Origin of the sequence: Ferroacidibacillus organovorans (assembly GCF_001642725.1) — a bacterium.
GTDB classification, from domain to species: Bacteria; Bacillota; Bacilli; order Alicyclobacillales; family SLC66; genus Ferroacidibacillus; species Ferroacidibacillus organovorans.
Map to the genome: position 1 here is coordinate 25,274 of NZ_LSUQ01000003.1, position 16,623 is coordinate 41,896.

The 16,623-nt window shown below is 50.7% G+C and carries 13 protein-coding genes and 1 riboswitch; of the genes, 11 read left to right on the forward strand and 2 right to left on the reverse strand.

The annotated features are described in order from the left end of the window. The first annotated feature begins 179 nt into the window (after positions 1-179). Complete coding sequence (locus tag AYW79_RS01425; protein ID WP_143216256.1) at positions 180-986, forward strand: SGNH/GDSL hydrolase family protein; 807 nt, start codon at positions 180-182, stop codon at positions 984-986. 107 nt (positions 987-1,093) lie between these two features. Here the strand turns inward: AYW79_RS01425 and AYW79_RS01430 are convergent, their stop codons facing one another. Next, positions 1,094-2,260 carry a lactate 2-monooxygenase gene (locus tag AYW79_RS01430; protein WP_082806625.1) on the reverse strand — a complete coding sequence of 389 codons (1,167 nt, stop codon included), beginning with the start codon at positions 2,258-2,260 and terminating at the stop codon, positions 1,094-1,096. Between the two features lie 160 nt (positions 2,261-2,420). Here AYW79_RS01430 and AYW79_RS01435 point away from each other — a divergent pair, with 160 nt between their 5' ends. The 7 genes from AYW79_RS01435 to AYW79_RS01465 all read left to right on the forward strand — a co-directional run bounded on the left by AYW79_RS01435 (position 2,421) and on the right by AYW79_RS01465 (position 11,808). Further along, on the forward strand, positions 2,421-3,701 hold the full coding sequence (locus AYW79_RS01435; protein ID WP_231877770.1) for a M20/M25/M40 family metallo-hydrolase: 1,281 nt from the start codon (positions 2,421-2,423) through the stop codon (positions 3,699-3,701). A gap of 47 nt (positions 3,702-3,748) precedes the next feature. Beyond that, the gene (locus AYW79_RS01440) at positions 3,749-5,899 is read left to right on the forward strand and encodes an FUSC family protein (protein WP_067560793.1); all 2,151 of its coding nucleotides are present in this window, start codon (positions 3,749-3,751) and stop codon (positions 5,897-5,899) included. A gap of 388 nt (positions 5,900-6,287) precedes the next feature. Beyond that, positions 6,288-7,661 (forward strand): ABC-F family ATP-binding cassette domain-containing protein, encoded by a 1,374-nt coding sequence (locus AYW79_RS01445; protein WP_156481784.1) that lies wholly within the window; start codon positions 6,288-6,290, stop codon positions 7,659-7,661. Next, a complete protein-coding gene (locus tag AYW79_RS01450) occupies positions 7,631-7,957 on the forward strand; it encodes a hypothetical protein (protein WP_197460927.1) in 327 nt (108 codons plus the stop codon). Before AYW79_RS01445 ends, AYW79_RS01450 begins: the two co-directional genes overlap by 31 nt. Before the next feature lie 124 nt (positions 7,958-8,081). Then, positions 8,082-9,722, forward strand: a complete 1,641-nt coding sequence (locus tag AYW79_RS01455; RefSeq protein WP_067560799.1) for a sodium:solute symporter family protein — start codon at positions 8,082-8,084, stop codon at positions 9,720-9,722. A gap of 172 nt (positions 9,723-9,894) precedes the next feature. Next, positions 9,895-11,262, forward strand: coding sequence for a M20/M25/M40 family metallo-hydrolase (locus tag AYW79_RS01460; RefSeq protein WP_067560801.1), 1,368 nt, complete (start codon positions 9,895-9,897; stop codon positions 11,260-11,262). Between the two features lie 177 nt (positions 11,263-11,439). After that, entirely contained in the window at positions 11,440-11,808 is a 369-nt protein-coding gene (locus tag AYW79_RS01465; protein WP_067560803.1) for a helix-turn-helix transcriptional regulator, read from the forward strand. Here AYW79_RS01465 and AYW79_RS01470 read toward each other — a convergent pair. Further along, entirely contained in the window at positions 11,805-12,518 is a 714-nt protein-coding gene (locus AYW79_RS01470) for a YitT family protein (RefSeq protein WP_082806626.1), read from the reverse strand. The genes AYW79_RS01465 and AYW79_RS01470 overlap by 4 nt on opposite strands. A 205-nt stretch (positions 12,519-12,723) precedes the next feature. On the opposite strand from AYW79_RS01470, the gene pcp reads away from it, so the two are divergent. The 3 genes from pcp (at position 12,724) to AYW79_RS01485 (ending at position 16,485) form a co-directional block, all read left to right on the forward strand. Further along, on the forward strand, positions 12,724-13,380 hold the full coding sequence (gene pcp / locus AYW79_RS01475) for a pyroglutamyl-peptidase I (protein WP_067560807.1): 657 nt from the start codon (positions 12,724-12,726) through the stop codon (positions 13,378-13,380). Positions 13,381-13,468: 88 nt separating this feature from the next. Continuing rightward, positions 13,469-14,509, forward strand: coding sequence for a Delta(5) desaturase DesA (gene desA, locus AYW79_RS01480; protein WP_472341747.1), 1,041 nt, complete (start codon positions 13,469-13,471; stop codon positions 14,507-14,509). A gap of 72 nt (positions 14,510-14,581) precedes the next feature. Then, a riboswitch (cyclic di-GMP riboswitch) is annotated at positions 14,582-14,665 on the forward strand. A 65-nt stretch (positions 14,666-14,730) separates the two neighbouring features. Then, positions 14,731-16,485 (forward strand): bifunctional diguanylate cyclase/phosphodiesterase, encoded by a 1,755-nt coding sequence (locus tag AYW79_RS01485; protein ID WP_067560809.1) that lies wholly within the window; start codon positions 14,731-14,733, stop codon positions 16,483-16,485. The last annotated feature ends 138 nt before the right edge of the window (positions 16,486-16,623 follow it).

Below are 16,623 nucleotides of genomic sequence, written 5' to 3' on the forward strand. Positions count from 1 at the left end.
ATACGTTTGGCGGAGACTTCGAATTTTTTTGGTGACTTTACTTTTTTAGTGCCGCGAATTTCTACGGTTTTTACACGTTTACGCGTTGTGGAACGATAAATTCGAGTCATTTTGGATCGTATAAGACGAAAATAGAATACGATATAACTATAGATACGAATCTTACGTGGAGGTGTCATGTGCGAAAACGGAATATAATGTGGGGTGCAGGCGCCGTCGTTTGCAGTGCTGCACTCATTGTAACGCTCATCTCGCATGTCTCAAGAGGAGCGACGACGAGTTCAAATCCTACTGGTCAGAGCGTGCGTCACGCCCGTGAAACCTCACCGTCAACCACGAGTGCTTTTACAAAGGGTAAATCCACTTCATCGCAAACATTAACGGTGATGGCAATCGGTGGGTCGAGCGCGCAAGGGTATGATGCGCCTAAGCTTGACGGCTATCTTACGAGGGCAATGCAAACGGTCTCTTCAAAGTTGAATCTTCACATCAACTTTGTAAATAAGGCTGTGAGTGGCGGTATCCCTACCATGCTGGCTCCACAATACGACCCGCTCCTTTATCAAGTCAAACCAAATGTCGTGTTGATTGCTTGGGGACTTTTAAATGATATTGCCCGAAAGACACCGCAAGCGATGTTTGAGAGGGTCATAAAAGATGAGGTTTCTATGGCTGTCGCGTACGGCGCGGATGTTTGGATCGTCACTCCGCCAGTTACCCCTGCGACGTATGTTGGCCATGACGTAAAGCTTGAACAGGTGTACACGAACTTGGAAGTCGCAGGCGCTCGCGAAGTACACAGCTCACATGTGCACGTCTTTGACCTTTTAAGCGCCATGAAAAGTTATTTGAAGGTGCATCATCTGTCCTACAAGCCTTATGCATCCAACAATTGGCATATGAATCTGGCTGGACATATCCTTGCGGGACAGATTCTTGCAAATGAAATTTTGACGAAATCAAAAGCGATCGGCCTTGTGGCTTGATTTGCGCAAAACGGTGTTCGACAACCCAGTTGCCCTTGTGGTAACTGGGTTTTTTCGGTTCTACGATCTTGACAAGATTGGGCGATGTAATTTGGAGCGATCCTCACTCATTTTGATTCAACAAGGAGCGCGCGGTTGAGGTCGCGAACAGCCCGCTGCCCAGATAATGCCATCGTGATGTCAACATCCGCAATCAAATGTTGCAGTACCGTCTTTACACCTCTCTCACCCGCGACCGCGAGACCATACATGCAAGGGCGTCCGATAAGCGTGGCCTTCGCTCCGAGCGCGATCGCTTTGACGAGATCGGATCCCCTTCGGATCCCACTGTCCATCAGCACTGGAATGCGATCCGAAACGGTGTCACAGATCACCGGTAACGCATCAAGCGCGCCGATCGCGCCGTCGACTTGACGCCCGCCGTGATTGGATACGATGATTCCGTCTACACCGTGATCCAGCGCGCGCCTTGCATCGTCAGGATGCAAGATTCCCTTCAATAGAATGGGCAGCTTCGTATGCTCCCTCAAAAAAGCTATGTCCTGCCAAGTCAGGCTCATGTTACCGAAAATCTGCGCCCAATAGGCGATTGCGGCGGTTGGATCTTCCTGTGGAGATTTTGGCAAATTTGCGCAGAACGCAGGATCTGTCACATAGTTGCCGATGCCTTCGCCGATTAAAAAAGGGAGATACACATTTTTTAGGTCAAACTCCCGCCACGCCATCATCGGTGTGTCGAGCGTGACGACGATGGCAGAATACCCGGACGCTTCAGCTCTTTGCAGGAAGCTGGCGGCGATGTCCGGATTTTTGCTCCAATACAGTTGAAACCAGCGCGGGGCGTCGCCCATAGTACGCGCGATGTCTTCCATTGAATGGGTGGAGGCAGAACTCGCGATGTACGGGACGCCAAGCGCTGCGCAGGCCTGCGCGGAGGCGAGTTCGCCGGCGGGATGAATGATGGATTGTACTCCGATTGGCGCGTGAAAAACAGGAAATGCAAAGGTTTGGCCAAGGATTTCAACGGATAGGTCGCGTTCTTCTACATTTTGTAACATGCGGGGTACAATCTTCCAACGGTCAAATGCTTGCAGGTTCGCCTTCATCGTGCGCTCACCGCCGGCGCCTCCTGCGACATAATAAAAGGGGCCATCCTGCAGCACTTCACGCGCGCGCGATTCCCACTCTTCGTAGACGACGGGGAGGCGGTCCGGATCGGGATGGGCCATGGTTTTGTACACATCAAATTGGACGTGATTTCCGAAGTTCGGCATGAGAACGCTCCTTTTGGGGGATGGATGAGTTTAACGTTTCAGGTGCCATTTCATATGAATACTACCATTCTTTCATCCGTTTCTGTGGCGTCTCGTGCTCTTTACACTGGCATTTTCCGATGAGATACTTGGCTAAAAAGACATGGGCGAGGTGTGCGCGATGACGGATCGTATACAAGAAATCATGAAAGCTGTCCGGGTCCATCCGGACGTGGAGCGCGCGCTCGCATGGATTCACGCGGATGTGGAGCGAACGATCGAAGAGCAGATCGAACTCACAGAGATTGCGGCGCCGTCGTTTCAGGAGGATCTGCGCGGAGAGCGATTTAAGGAGAAACTTGAAGCGCTTTTGCTCGAAGATGTCCGCGTCGATCGGGTGGGAAATGTGACCGGAATACGCCGCGGGGTAGGGGATGGACCAACCTTGCTGATCTGTGCGCACCTTGACACGGTGTTTCCGGCGGGGACAGACGTGTCGGTAAAGCGGCGCGCGGGGCGTCTCTTTGCGCCAGGGATTGCGGACGACGGCAGAGGGTTGGCTACCGTGCTGGGGCTGGCGCGTGCGCTTCAAGAGAGCGGGATCAAAACGCGCGGAGATATCCTTTTTGGGGCGACCGTTGGGGAAGAAGGACTCGGTGATCTGCGCGGTGTCAAGGCGCTGTTTCGTGATCAAGCGCGAACGGATGTGGCTTCATCAGATCATGTTCCGCGGATTGACGGCTTTGTCTCCATGGAGCCGGGATCCCCAGCGCGCACCACCTATCTCGCCACGGGCAGTCGCCGTTACCGCATCACGTTTTACGGCCCGGGAGGGCACAGTTTTGGGGATTTTGGGACGCCGAGCGCGATTCACGCGTTAGGGCGCGCGATTGCAAAGATTGCTGATCTTCGTCCGCCGAGCCATCCGAAAACCACGTTTAACGTGGGAGGGGTGTCTGGCGGAACGTCTGTGAACACGATTGCCCAGAGCGCCAGCATGCTGCTCGATCTTCGCTCTAATGACGTGGCAGAGCTCGGCGCGCTGGAAGATCAGGCGCTTCACGCAGTTCACGCGGCGTGTGAAGAGGAGAATCACGGCATTGAACGTCCTCATCTTCGCGTCGAGATTGAAAAGATTGGAGATCGCCCGGCGGGGGAGCAGTCACCGGATGCTCCTATTGTGCGCGCGTCTCTTGCGGCGGCGCGCGTGCTCGGTCTTGAACCTGTTCTCGATCAGGCGCAGAGCACAGACGCAAACGTCCCCATCCATCTCGGTATTCCATCCGTCACGCTCGGCGGCGGCGGAGATTGCGGCGGCATGCACACGCTTGAGGAGTTTTTTGATCCCAGCGGAAGCCACATTGGAGTACAACACGCATTTTTGACCATGCTAGCGCTTGTGGGTGTGCGAGATGCGTGGGAGCCCATCCTTGAGAAACGTTCTGCAAAAACCACTCTTTAATCGAATCGTGGCGCGGACGAAACATCACTTCTAGGAGAACAACCGCCATGAAGCGAAGAGAAATTCCCGCATTGCTTGATCTCATCATGTCGCATGATCGTTCTTCACTCCACGTCCAAGCGGGGTTGCGCAATGCGCTCGGGATTGCGCTGCCGCTTGCCGTAGGACTCATCAGCGGACAAGTGCAAACCTCCATCGTTGTGGCCATTGGCGCACTCGTCACCGGGTTTGCCGGCGTCACAGGAACATCGCGCTTGCGCTTGCGCACGATGCTCCTGGCCTTTGGCTGGCTTGGCGTCGCCACCTTCATCGGCACACTAAGCGGCCACTTCCTGATCGCATCAGGCGTATTGCTGATGGCGAACGGTTTTTTTGCTGGCATTCTGGTCGCGGTGAGTCCCGCCGCGGCGCAGGTTGGCATGCTTGCCACGCAGAGCATGATTATTTTCATGGCCTTCCCCGCCGCTCCGTTGCACGCACTTTTTCAGGCGCTGCTTGTCATGTTGGGCAGTTTCACGCAAATCTCACTGATGTGGGTTCAGGATCGCTTTGCTCCACTACGTGAAGAGAGCATCGGTGTGTCGCGCGTGTTTCGTGCAGTCGGGCACTTTGTGGCATCGCGTACCCGCATATCGGAGCTTGCGGTCGTGCAGGCGCTCGTCTATGCGGAGACGCAATTGAACGATTCGCGTTTACCCGGGTCATCGTGGCGAAAACTAAGGATTTTATTAGATGAAATTGAGCATGTTCGCAACGCTGTTGTCGCGCTGAATCGCTCTTTTCGATTGCTTGAGGAAGGCGATCCGAAAGCGATGCGCGATGCAGGTTTGTGGCGTTCATCTTTTTACTCTGAGTTGAGCGCTTCGATCGATGCATTTGCCGAAGCGGTTCTCAATCGTCAGATGCTGCCTGAGCACTCGCTCGCTCAGGCAATTTTTGCAGAAGATCTCTACACACGATTTGAACATAGAGCGACGGAGGTTGGGGACCGTACGATCGAGCGCGTCATCGCGCAACTAATCGAGCATATAAGCGCATGCTTGGAGCGCATCGATGCTGTCATGCGGCAAGGCGCACCGCAAAATCTGAACGCCAAACTTCCGACATCACACCCCACCTTTTGGCAGCCCATTCGCACTTTGTTTGCGACGGTGCGCGCAAACTTTACGTGGCAATCCGCCGCACTGCGTCACGCGATCCGCGTTTCGTGCACGCTTGGCATCGCGTTTGTCTTCTATCGACTGATTCCACTTCCGCGCGGCTATTGGGTGCCGCTCACCGCGCTGCTCATCTTGAAACCTGATTTTTTTTCGACCGTCAGCAGAAGCCTTGCGCGAGTGGTGGGCACTGCGATCGGGGTCGTCGTCACGACAGCGCTTATCGCCATTCCTCAACCTGCGCCTTTTTTCAGCGTCATTTGGATCATCGTATTTGCAGTACTTTTATACACCGTGTTCAACTATAACTACCTCCTTTTTTCTGTATTCATCACCTCGGAGATTGTGGTACTCCTCTCGTTTTTCGAACATATGGCGCCAATACTCGCGGTGCGTGATCGACTGCTTGATACGATGATTGGGAGTGCGTTTGCGCTGATCGCTTTTTCGCTTTGGCCAACTTGGCAACTCACAAATGTTCCGAATGCGTTGGGCAATTTTTTGCGCGCCGATAGGCGTTATTTGCGCGCGGTGTTTCAGCAGATGAGAGATAGAGATGACAACCGTCTCTTGACATCAGACGCTCGCAAAGCAGTGCGTTTGGCGCGTACTAATGCGATGGCCGTCGTTGAGCAGATGGTCAATGAGCCACGGCGCGGCGTGCTCGATCGCGCTTCGGTCAGCGGTTTCTTGATGGCTCTGCATCGTTTTGTCGACAACCTGCTGGCGCTTGAGACAGGCATGCGCGCGTTGCGAAGTGAGAACCATTCAAAGAGCGATTTATCGCTTATTCATCAGGATTTTGGCGATTTTCTTGTCGTGATCATGGAGGACATGGAAGTCTTGGTACGCGCGTCTTTGTCCGCGCAACCGGACCGAGAAGACGTGCTTTCAATGATGGCGCAAAGACTCGCGTTCGCTTCGCCTCAGTGGATTGAACAGGAATGGCAAGACCCTTATCTGCGAAACATCGCTCAGAGGCTCCTTGGAAACGTGGGCACCATGATACGCATGATGCCACTCGATCAGGCGAGTGAGTAAGGTTTTGCGCAGGTGGGGGTGACAACATCGCACAAGTTTTTGACAAGAATGGACAATTTCCCTGGAAATCATCTTCAATTGTCGATCGTTTGTAGAATACGGCGATGATTGTAAATGATGATTGTAAGCGGAGCGCATTTGCGCTATAGTTATCATTATATCATTTGATCGGAGGTATCCAATTTACACGCCATGCAATTCTCCTTGTCGCTCCAGTAATTGTAATTTCGGGACGATGCTCGATATAGGGCGGATAGGGAGAGGCGTGTCCATTTTTGGATGCCGTTTGTAAGTTGTATGGGGCGGGCAGTGTCCGACTCATGACTCCTTTTCGCGCTATACACGGGGAGAATCGCCCGTGTATTTTTTATGTGCGGAGGAATGCGTGATGGCCGTGTTAAGAGTGGACGGAATTAGTAAAGAGATTCAGGGACGTCGTATTTTTTCGAACGTTTGTTTGGAGGTACATTCCGGTGAGAGGGTTGCGCTCATCGGGCGAAACGGGGTTGGAAAAACAACGCTGTTGAAGTGCTTGATGGGAAACCTAGACGTGGACAAAGGGAGCATTCATCGCGGAATCGGGCTCTCTGACTATGGAATGATGGAACAACACGCAGAAATTCCGGAGTACATGTCCCTCTTTGACTATGTGTTTAGTGCAAAGCACGACTTGTATGAGGCAAAACAATCACTTCTTGGACTTGAGAAGCGAGTTGCAGAATCGTCGACTCATGAGAGCTTGTTTTCTGCGTATGCAGAGGCGTTGAATCATTATCTGAAACTGGACGGTTATGGACAAGAAGTCGATGCGGGAAATGTGCTGCGACGGATGCAGTTTCCTGAATCATCATGGACGCAACCCTACGTGACTCTGAGTGGAGGAGAAAAAACGCGTGCACAACTCGCACGTCTCATGGTATTGCGACCCAAGTTTCTGTTGCTTGATGAACCGACTAATCATTTAGATGCAGAGATGCTTGACTGGGTGGAGGCGTGGGTACGCCAATATCGCGGAACTGTACTGTTTGTATCGCACGATCGTCACTTCATCGATGCCGTGGCAACATCTACGTATGAGTTAACGGATGCAGGACTTAATTACGCGCGCGGCGGTTACACTGCTTATCGTGTAAAACAAAATTCTTTGGAGCAATCACGTCAGGCGATCTATGACAAACAGGAAAAGGAACGCCAAGCTTTGATTTCCGCGATTCAGCGCTATAGAGAATGGTTTCAAAAAGGACACGACGCTGCCAGTGAGCGGGATCCGTATGCTAAAAAACGCGCAGCAAAGAATGCGAACCGATTTCAGGCTAAGACTCGCGCATTAAAGCAACTTGAAGAACGGAGTATCGAGAAACCTAAAAAGGAGATGAATGCGCGAATTGATTTTCGGGATGGGCAGTTTAATGCGAAACACATGATCACACTTGATCATGTCTCTTTCTCGTTTGAGGCAGATCACTTATACTTCTCTCTCTTGAATCTTTCAGTAAATCGAGGCGATCGAATCGCTGTAATGGGTCAAAACGGCGCAGGAAAATCTACGCTGTTGCGACTCTTGATCGCTGATTTGACTCCGGATTGTGGTCACATCTTGCGTCATCCTGAGCTTCGTGTAGGATACTTCGCACAACAGGTTGATGTTCTGCCTATGGATCGAAGCATTTTAGCGTGCATGCTTGAACTCCCTGGGATCACACAGTCGTTGGCACGAGAGAGCGAATGGAAGTGGCTCTCGCTGCATATCCCGGAAGCGTGATTCTCGTGTCACATGATCGCTATTTGGTGCAAAAAGTGGCGAATCGCATTTGGGAGATTCAAGAGGGTGTCGTACGCGACTTTCACGGTACGCTTGATGCGTATAGGGTGAACTTAGAAACAGGAACGGATCGCCGTGATGACCCAGAGCGGGATAATGAAATACGCAAGTTACGGTATGAGCTTGCGCTTTATTTATCGGGTGATGAGCCGACGAATGAGGATGCAAAAATACAATGGTGGGCAGATCTTCACGAGCGAAGAAGGCGATTGCGCGAGTTGGCAGGGAAAGAATAAAGGTGGAGCGGGGAACCGCCCCATCTTCATGACAATAGCTCACTTATCCGATTGACAAACTCGGATAAGTGAGCTATTGTCGGTTTATCTACAGTAAACCGATGCAAATAAGGGGTATGGTGTCATGCTATTTCTTGCCTTGATTCTCGTCTATACGTTGTTTTTGCTTCTCATAAGCCAGTATTCGAAACGTCGGACAAAAAACGTTGGCCATTTTTTCGATGGCGGGAGATCCTTTGGCATTTGGCACGTCTTTGTGATGATGACGGCGATGTGGGGATCTTCCATGTTCGCCGTGGAGCTTGATTCAGGGTATCTAACAGGGTTATCCGCGATTTGGTATGGATTTTCGGTGATCGTCTCGTCACTACTCGTTGCAAGCGTGTTACTTCGACCGTTTCGCGGTATCGGTTATCTGACAAACTCGAACCTCCTGGGTCGCGTCTACGGTAAAAAGGCGCGCGATTTGGCCGCACTTGTGATCGGACTCACGTTTCCAATTTTCGCGATGAAAAACGTGTTGGCGGCGGCCACCTATTTTCATGTCATGTTAGGTTGGAACCTTGCCGTCGTCTTGATTTTGACGACACTGTTGGTCATTTTGTATGTGTCTCTCGGCGGTCTCTGGTCACTCGCGTATGTGCAGATCGCAAACCTCGCCTTGTTCACAGTCGGACTGGCGGTGGCAGCCTACTACAGCCTTCACGGTCACGCCGTTTTCACGACGCCCGTGCCCAAGCAGCCACACTTTCAAGGCTTGGCGGGCGGCGGTTTGGCGATGATTCTGGTGTGGTTTGGGATGAACATCCTGAACTCTGTCAGCGCGCAGGCAGAGTTTCAGACCATCTCCTCAGCCAAGAGTGTTCGCAAAGGAAAACTCGGCGTCTATGTCTCTTCCATCGTTCTCATCGGTTTTGCCATCGTCCCCACCCTTCTTGGCATGGCGGCGCGAACCCACCACATCGTGATGAAGAGTGGTCTGCTCGCCTTTCCAACCTACTTGCGCATGGTCGCGCCGCACTGGGCTGTGCTGCTCGTCGGACTAGGGTTTTGGGCGGCGGCGCTGATCTGGTGTGCACCGCTGATGTTTTCTGGCGCGTCAAGTTTTGGTCTTGATTTGTTCAATCGCAAACAACAATCGCATGACACATCCTCCGTACGTCGCTTTACACGGCTGTCGATGCTCATTCAGGGTGCACTCATTGTGATTTATGCATTGGTGAGGCCAGGAGAACTCGCCTGGTGGGCTGTGTTTGGCTTGACACTTCGAAATGCAGCGATTGTCGGACCGACGCTGACCTTTTTGCTCTGGCCGGCTGTTCGCGAGCGAACGGTGATCGCATCGATGATCATAGGGGTTGCGAGTGGTCTCGGCTGGAACGCCCTCACGGGCTTCTCGGCGACCGCCTTCGCATTTGATATCAATCCAATGTGGGTGGGAACTGGACTGTCGATGATCGTCATCATCTTCGGGACCTTGCTTGAAAATCACGGGGCTTTGCAGTGGAACAAACATCCTTGGAAACGCAACGTGGGCTATGCACTCGGAGTGATCGGATTGCTCTTGATCATCGCGAGTCCGCTGCTGATGAAGACGGCGTTCCGCTCGCTCCTTGGCGTCGACCTGTTTCTCGGCATCTTGTTCCTCTTTTTTACTGCGATGCTCTCCACGGAATTGCGGGAGCACGCGAACGAAGTGTCAACATCGATCACGCAAGAATCAAAGAGAGATCCAGACGTTCGGGCTATCGCTCACACGAACTAGGTCAACGGAACCACTTGCGCTTCGTTGAACGCAATACAAGAGAGGATTTTCTGAACTTTTGTCGAATTATTTTTTTGTCAACTGTATTGAGGTGAGGATGAAACAGACGGTGCTGCGTTGCTAGCACCGTTTGTGTTTATGAATCGATTTCGCGTGATAAGGGGGAGCGCAGGTGAAACCGTGGAAGGAAATCGTATCAAGGCAAGTTCCGACAGCCGTTGCGACGCTTCAACGCTATTGTCAGCAGCCGAGTATTGCGGCCCAGCAGATCGGGATCAATGAAACGGTGCAACTCGTCACAGCGATGGTGAGGCAGGCGGGTGGCGTTGTGAGTGTGCTCGATGATTGTGGAGGCAATCCTGTGATCTGTGCAGAATTCGCAGCGGGTCCCCACGGAAATCCTGACAAGACGCTGCTTTTTTATAACCACTACGATGTTCAACCGCCGGAGCCCCTCGCTGAGTGGACGTACCCACCTTTTGGGGCAGAGATTCATGACGGAAAAATTTACGCGAGAGGCGCCGCTGATAACAAAGGTGATTTGACGGTTCGCTTGCAGGCCATCACGGTCTTGAGAGAGAACGGGGGTCTTCCCTGTAACGTGAAGTTTTTGATTGAAGGTGAGGAAGAGATCGGTTCGCCGGCGCTTCCTGCATACTTGAAAAGGTACGCGGAGCGCTTCCGGGCGGATGCATGCATTTGGGAGTTTGGCGGTAAAAATGTGCAGGGTCACCCGCAAATGGTCGCGGGAATCAAGGGAATGTGTTATCTCCAACTATGGTGTCACGGCGCGGACGTGGATCTTCACTCCTCCAATGGCGCCATCGTCGACAATGCCGCGTGGCGCTTGGTGCAGGCGCTCGCCTCCATGAAAAGTGCAGATCATCGCATCTTGGTGGACGGTTTTTATGAGGATGTCGCGCCACTTACACCCGAACTGATCCAGTACGCTGAACAGCAACCGTTTCACGCGGAGCAACTGAAGGAACAATTGGGGCTTCGCCGGCCTCTGATCTGTGCTGATGAGAATCCGAATGTCCATTTGTGGTATGTGCCCACGATGACGATCTGTGGCATCGAGAGCGGTTATACCGGCGAAGGCAGCAAAACGGTTCTACCGCGCAGGGCGCAGGCGAAGCTTGACTGTCGTCTCGTTCCCAATCAAGACCCTGATGACATTCTGGAAAAGGTGCAACGGCATTTGATTCGCCACGGCTTTACAGATGTGGAAGTGAGTCTTGTGAATGGGGAGCGCGCGTATCGCTCGGATATGCATCATCCGTTTGTGAAGATGGTCGAAGAGACAGCGAAGGAGGCGTACGGCGTGGACGCCGTGCTATCGCCAAACTCTGCGGGGACAGGGCCGATGTACCCGTTTGGGGAGTACCTCGGGCTTTCTTTACCCATTGTTTCGACAGGGTGTGGGTGGTGGAATTCGCGTGCGCACGCGCCTGATGAATCGATCCGCATTGAGGATTTTGAGCAGGCGATGCTGCATATGGTGTTGCTCCTGAATCGCTTTGGTGAAACGCAGGGGTAGAGTGCGGTTGATCGGAGACGGCCGACGGTGCGTTTGACGGCGGCTGCCTCCGTTGCTGGAATTTTCCCCCTTAAAGCTTTTGCTTTGCTCAGGAATCTACTTGCGCATCCTGTAAAACACAGTATAATGGCGGTATTGTCTTCGAGACCCTTCATTCATGGCAAGGAGAAATTTAGGATGGCGAAAGAACGTGGTGTTCCCGGGAAACAAAATCGGCACTTGCCCGCGTTTCTCTTGTTGTTTTTAACGGAGCGTGATGCTCACGGCGGGGCGCTCTGGAATCAAATTTCAGCAATCATGCCGGAACACTGGGAAATCGACAGTGGGGCTGTCTACCGGGTCCTGCGCGACTTGGAAGAGCGAGGGTGTGTCTCCTCGTATTGGAACACGGATGATGCAGGGCCTGCAAAGCGGCTCTATCATTTGACAGATGCTGGACAGAGCGAACTACTCTTATGGTATGAAGATATTAAAATTCGTAAAAGAAATCTTGAGTTTTTTATCCATAAATACGATACGTATGCAAACGGAAGAGCGCACACCTAATTCTCGTGGTTTTCCAATTTTAATCTAAACATCTTCGCGATTTGGGAAGGAAATTTGAGGTGGTTTTCAATTTTTGGATGATCGAGATGGGAAGAATCTAACCACTTTCGCGCGATGGTTGCCCACGCCTCCGTTGCAAATCCTGAAGTGAGTGCGATCAATGCGGTCAATGCGCCAGATTTCGCGCCGTTTGAAACATACATCGCCAAGATGGAGATCGTGTTGAGCATGGAGAGACTGATTCGCAAAGGAATGCGCAAACGCCTACACAATACTTGGCCGATCGCTGTGTAGCCTCCCGTCGAATAGCCTTTTGATACAAGGAGGCCAATGGGGAACTTTGAGAATAACAGGATAAGTCCAAAGGCAAGCCATTTTGGCCAAGTGATATAGAGTGGGATCATTTCAAAGAGCCACATGCAAAGACCCGTGAGAACTGCGCCGACCATGGTCCATAGCGCGATGGATCTGCCCCCGAATATGAGAATAATGGTAAAGATGACTCCTTTAATCCACAGATTGACAAACCCGACGTTCAGATGCATGATGTCTGAAATTCCGATGCAAAGACCGCTTACGCCACCAGAGGAAATATGTGATTGTTTTTCTAAGAATACGGAAATGGCTGCGAGAAAGATACACCCGATAAAATAGCGAGTGGGTGGAATTTTTTTTATGCCCAGATGAAAATCCCTTCTTTCTCTGTTTATGTTTCAGTTTAAAGATGACAAGCGGTTGCCCTTTGAATGTCGCACAGGGTACTATTTCTAAGTGTTGGCAAGGAAGCACGATCGCAAACATCGAGCAGGAGACACAAGTGTTACCTCATGGTGACTACGAAACATGTTATGATTGAAGGATCAGTATATTGGAATCATTGTTGCTTTACTCGTTTCTACAGGAGGGGGCGTAAGAATGGAGATACGCGTTCTGGTGACGGGATTTGAGCCGTTTGGTGGAGAGACAATCAATCCAGCTTTAGAAGTGATCGAGGCGTTGTCCGATCGCGCACTTGATGGTCATGACAGTGTTCGCATTTTCACGGCGAAGATTCCCACAGTGTTTGGCCAGGCGATCGACGTTTTGGAAAAAGAAATGGAGAAGATTTCACCCTCCGTTGTGATTTGTATTGGACAGGCAGGCGGTCGCTGTCACATCACACCTGAACGCGTTGCAATTAATATCGATGACGCACGCATACCTGACAATGCGGGGAATGCGCCCGTGGATGTTCCTGTCGTGACGGGCGGCCCGGTGGCCTATTTGAGTGATTTGCCGATTAAGCGAATGGTTCAAGCGATGCAGGAAGCTGGGATACCAGCCACTGTCTCTAATTCGGCGGGTACGTTTGTATGCAACCATCTGTTCTATGGATTGATGCATCTTTTGAAAACAAAGTATAAACGGATACGTGGCGGATTTGTCCATATCCCCTATTTGCCGAGCCAAGTCGTACAGCGTGAGCTTCCTGCAATGAATTTGAGCGACATGGTGCGCGGATTGGAAATCTGTGTGCGCGTCGCGGTTGAACATGCGCTGGATGTACCTCTGACGGCTGGCAAAGAGTGCTAAAACGTTTTCAATACAACCTCTCTTTCCGCATATGGAGTGGTATCGTTATTCGGCTTTTCGTGGTACGCTGTGTGAGCAATTCGATGAATTGCCAAGCGGTGAATGTGAAGGGAAGAGGAAGATCATTTCAGAAGAACAGAACCATTGGAAAAAGGATCTTGTTCCATTTCAACAGTCAGATCTAAAGAAGAGTCTTTGGCAGATCGTGAATACAGTGGCTCCCTATTTTATGTTATGGGCTGCGGCTTATTGGAGCTTATCTGTCTCCTACTGGATAACCCTATGCTTTGTGATCCTTGCGGCGGGATTTGCTGTGAGGATGTTTATTATATTTCACGACTGTTGTCACGACTCGTTTTTTGGAAATCGCAATGCGAATCTTATCGTTGGCGTGTTTACAGGGCTAATGACATTTTTTCCTTATTATCAGTGGAAACATGAGCACGCAATGCATCACGCGACCAGCAGTAACCTGAGTCGAAGAGGTATCGGCGATATCTGGACACTCACGGTGGATGAATACCTTGCGCTATCGACGTTTCGGAAAATGGGTTATCGATTGTATAGAAATCCATTGATTATGTTTGGTCTTGGTCCGCTGTATCTCTTTTTCGTCGTCTATCGCGTGAACCACAAACGTGCAGGACGAAAAGAGCGTTGGAACACCTATGCCACCAATCTGGGACTGGCGGGTATCGTCAGTCTTTTGTGTTGGTGGCTTGGGTGGAAATCGGTTCTCTTGATTCAGGGTCCTATTCTTTATCTTTCAGGAATAGCGGGCATTTGGCTGTTTTACGTTCAACACCAATTTGAGGAGACCTATTATGAGAAAGAAGACGTTTGGAATTTTGTGAGTGCTGCGATGGAGGGAAGCTCCTATTACAAATTGCCGAAACTGTTGCAATGGATGACAGGAAATATCGGATTTCATCACATTCATCACCTCAGCTCAAGAATCCCCAACTACTATTTACAACAGGTGTGCCAGCGCAATGCGTATATGCACAATGTTTCGTCCATCGATCTGCGTACCAGCTTGCGCTCGCTCCGCTATCGCGTTTGGGACGAAGAAAAGAAGAGATTTGTCGGATTTTCTGACCTCTCGATCAGAAAAACAGAAAAATGTTGAATCATTTATCGTGTTTGGCTAGAAAATGCAGGAATTTTGTCGAGCTTTATCGAAACTAATTTTGTGTATAAAAAGAATCGTCGGCAAAACTGTGGAAACGCAGTGGCGCAAAGCTATAGGGGCTTCGGCAAATTGCCATGCTAGCCAGTTGCAAGTTACCGGACACCCCTCTATGGCTTTAGACGAGAGGGGTTTTTTGCTTTGAATGGAGGGGATGCATCGTGCTTGGAATCACTCTGAATGAACGCCTACAGATCGCATCTTCAAAAATGTTGACGATGTTGAGTCAAATGATTGATGTGAATACATTATTTGTGGCAATCCATGATGAACAGACGAATGAGATTATCAAGGTGTACAACCGGACTGAGGCATTGATGCAAGAAGGGGCGATGCCTTTTCGCGAGAGTTATTGTCATCATGTCTGCAAGTCGACAGCAGATGTACTCATCATCCCCGACACAACGCTCGATGAGCGGACAGCCACAATGACGATCACATCCAAGCTCGGTGCGACATCGTTTATCGGTGTGCCGATCGTTTTGAAACACGGGTGGAAGGTTGGCACAATTTGTGGCATGGATCGAACCGATCATGCATTTAGCGAGAAGGAGATTGAGGCGCTGCACGTTGCCGCTGTGTTCGTCGGTTACGTGATTGAATTAGAGCGAATGGCCTATGTGGATGATGTGACGGGGGTGTTTACTAGGAAGTTTTTGCAGGAATCCTTTCAGGGGCTCGCCAATCAGCACTCGGTGGTCTGCATGTTTGTGCTGGACATTGACCATTTTAAGATGATTAACGATCGCCAGGGACACGAGTTTGGAGACAAGGTACTTCGTGTGATCGCAAAGCGCATTCACGACGCTCTGTACTCTACAGGAATCTTGTTTCGCTTAGGTGGCGACGAGTTTGCGCTGATGTCTTCTGATCCCACAAACCGCAAAGAGGCGTTGACGCTTGCGCAACAGGTGCTTGATCTCTTTTCTTCTCCGTTTGCGGTGGACGGAATGAGCCTCTTTGTCACGGCGAGCATCGGGGTTTCCTGGTATCCAGAATGTGGTGTTCAATTGCAGGAGCTTCTTCGCTATGCAGATATGGCGATGTACAGCGCAAAGCATGCCGGGGGCAATTGCATCAAGTGTTATGATCCGCAGCAGGAAGCTGCGATGAGGGAACGGCTTGACTTGGAGGAACGGTTGCGTTATGCGTTGGAACATGAGGAATTAGAAATTCACTATCAGCCCAAAATTTTAGTAAAGGATGGTTCAATTCAGTCCATCGAAGCGCTTACACGCTGGCGAGACGCATCGGGTGCATGGATCTCACCTGAACGATTCATTTCGATTGCCGAAGAGAGTGCGTTGATTGTTATGCTAGGGCGATGGGTGCTGCTTAAAGCGTGTCGACAGTTTGTAACATGGGAAGAAAAAGGGAAAGCCCCGGCGCTTTTGTCTGTCAACGTATCCCCGAAGCAATTTCAACTCGGGAACATGGTGCAAACGATTCGAGAAGTGATTCAGGAAACGGGAATGGACCCGCAGTGCTTGGCGATTGAAATCACAGAGGGTCTTTTGATGCACAATTCCATGGAAATCGCGGAAGAGCTTCGGGTCATTCGCTCTCTCGGTGTAAAGATCGCAATTGATGATTTTGGAAAAGGGTTTTCTTCGCTTTCATATCTTCACTTATTTCAACCCACCCACCTAAAAATCGATAAATCATTTATTGATCATATGTTGCACGATCCAGGTCAAATGTCGATCGTATCTGCGGTGATTCATCTCGCGCATAATCTCAATATGTCAGTCATTGCGGAGGGTGTTGAGAATATGGAGCAGTTCAATCGCCTAAAAGCAGAAGGGTGTGACTATGTGCAGGGATATCTCTTTGCAAAACCCCTTCCCGCAGAGGAAATTGAACGTTTTGCCAGCAGCTATTTAAAACATGGTGACAAGCGATTTAGGGTGGGGTGACGCGTTGAATCGAAGGCGGGAACGATCGAACGCACTTTTCTAAATCTACCAAGAACCTCAGGATCATCGTAAGGTATACGTAAGTTTTCACTGTTAAGCTATCCCCAAGTTAAAGCCAATGAAAAAATAGAAGCTTTG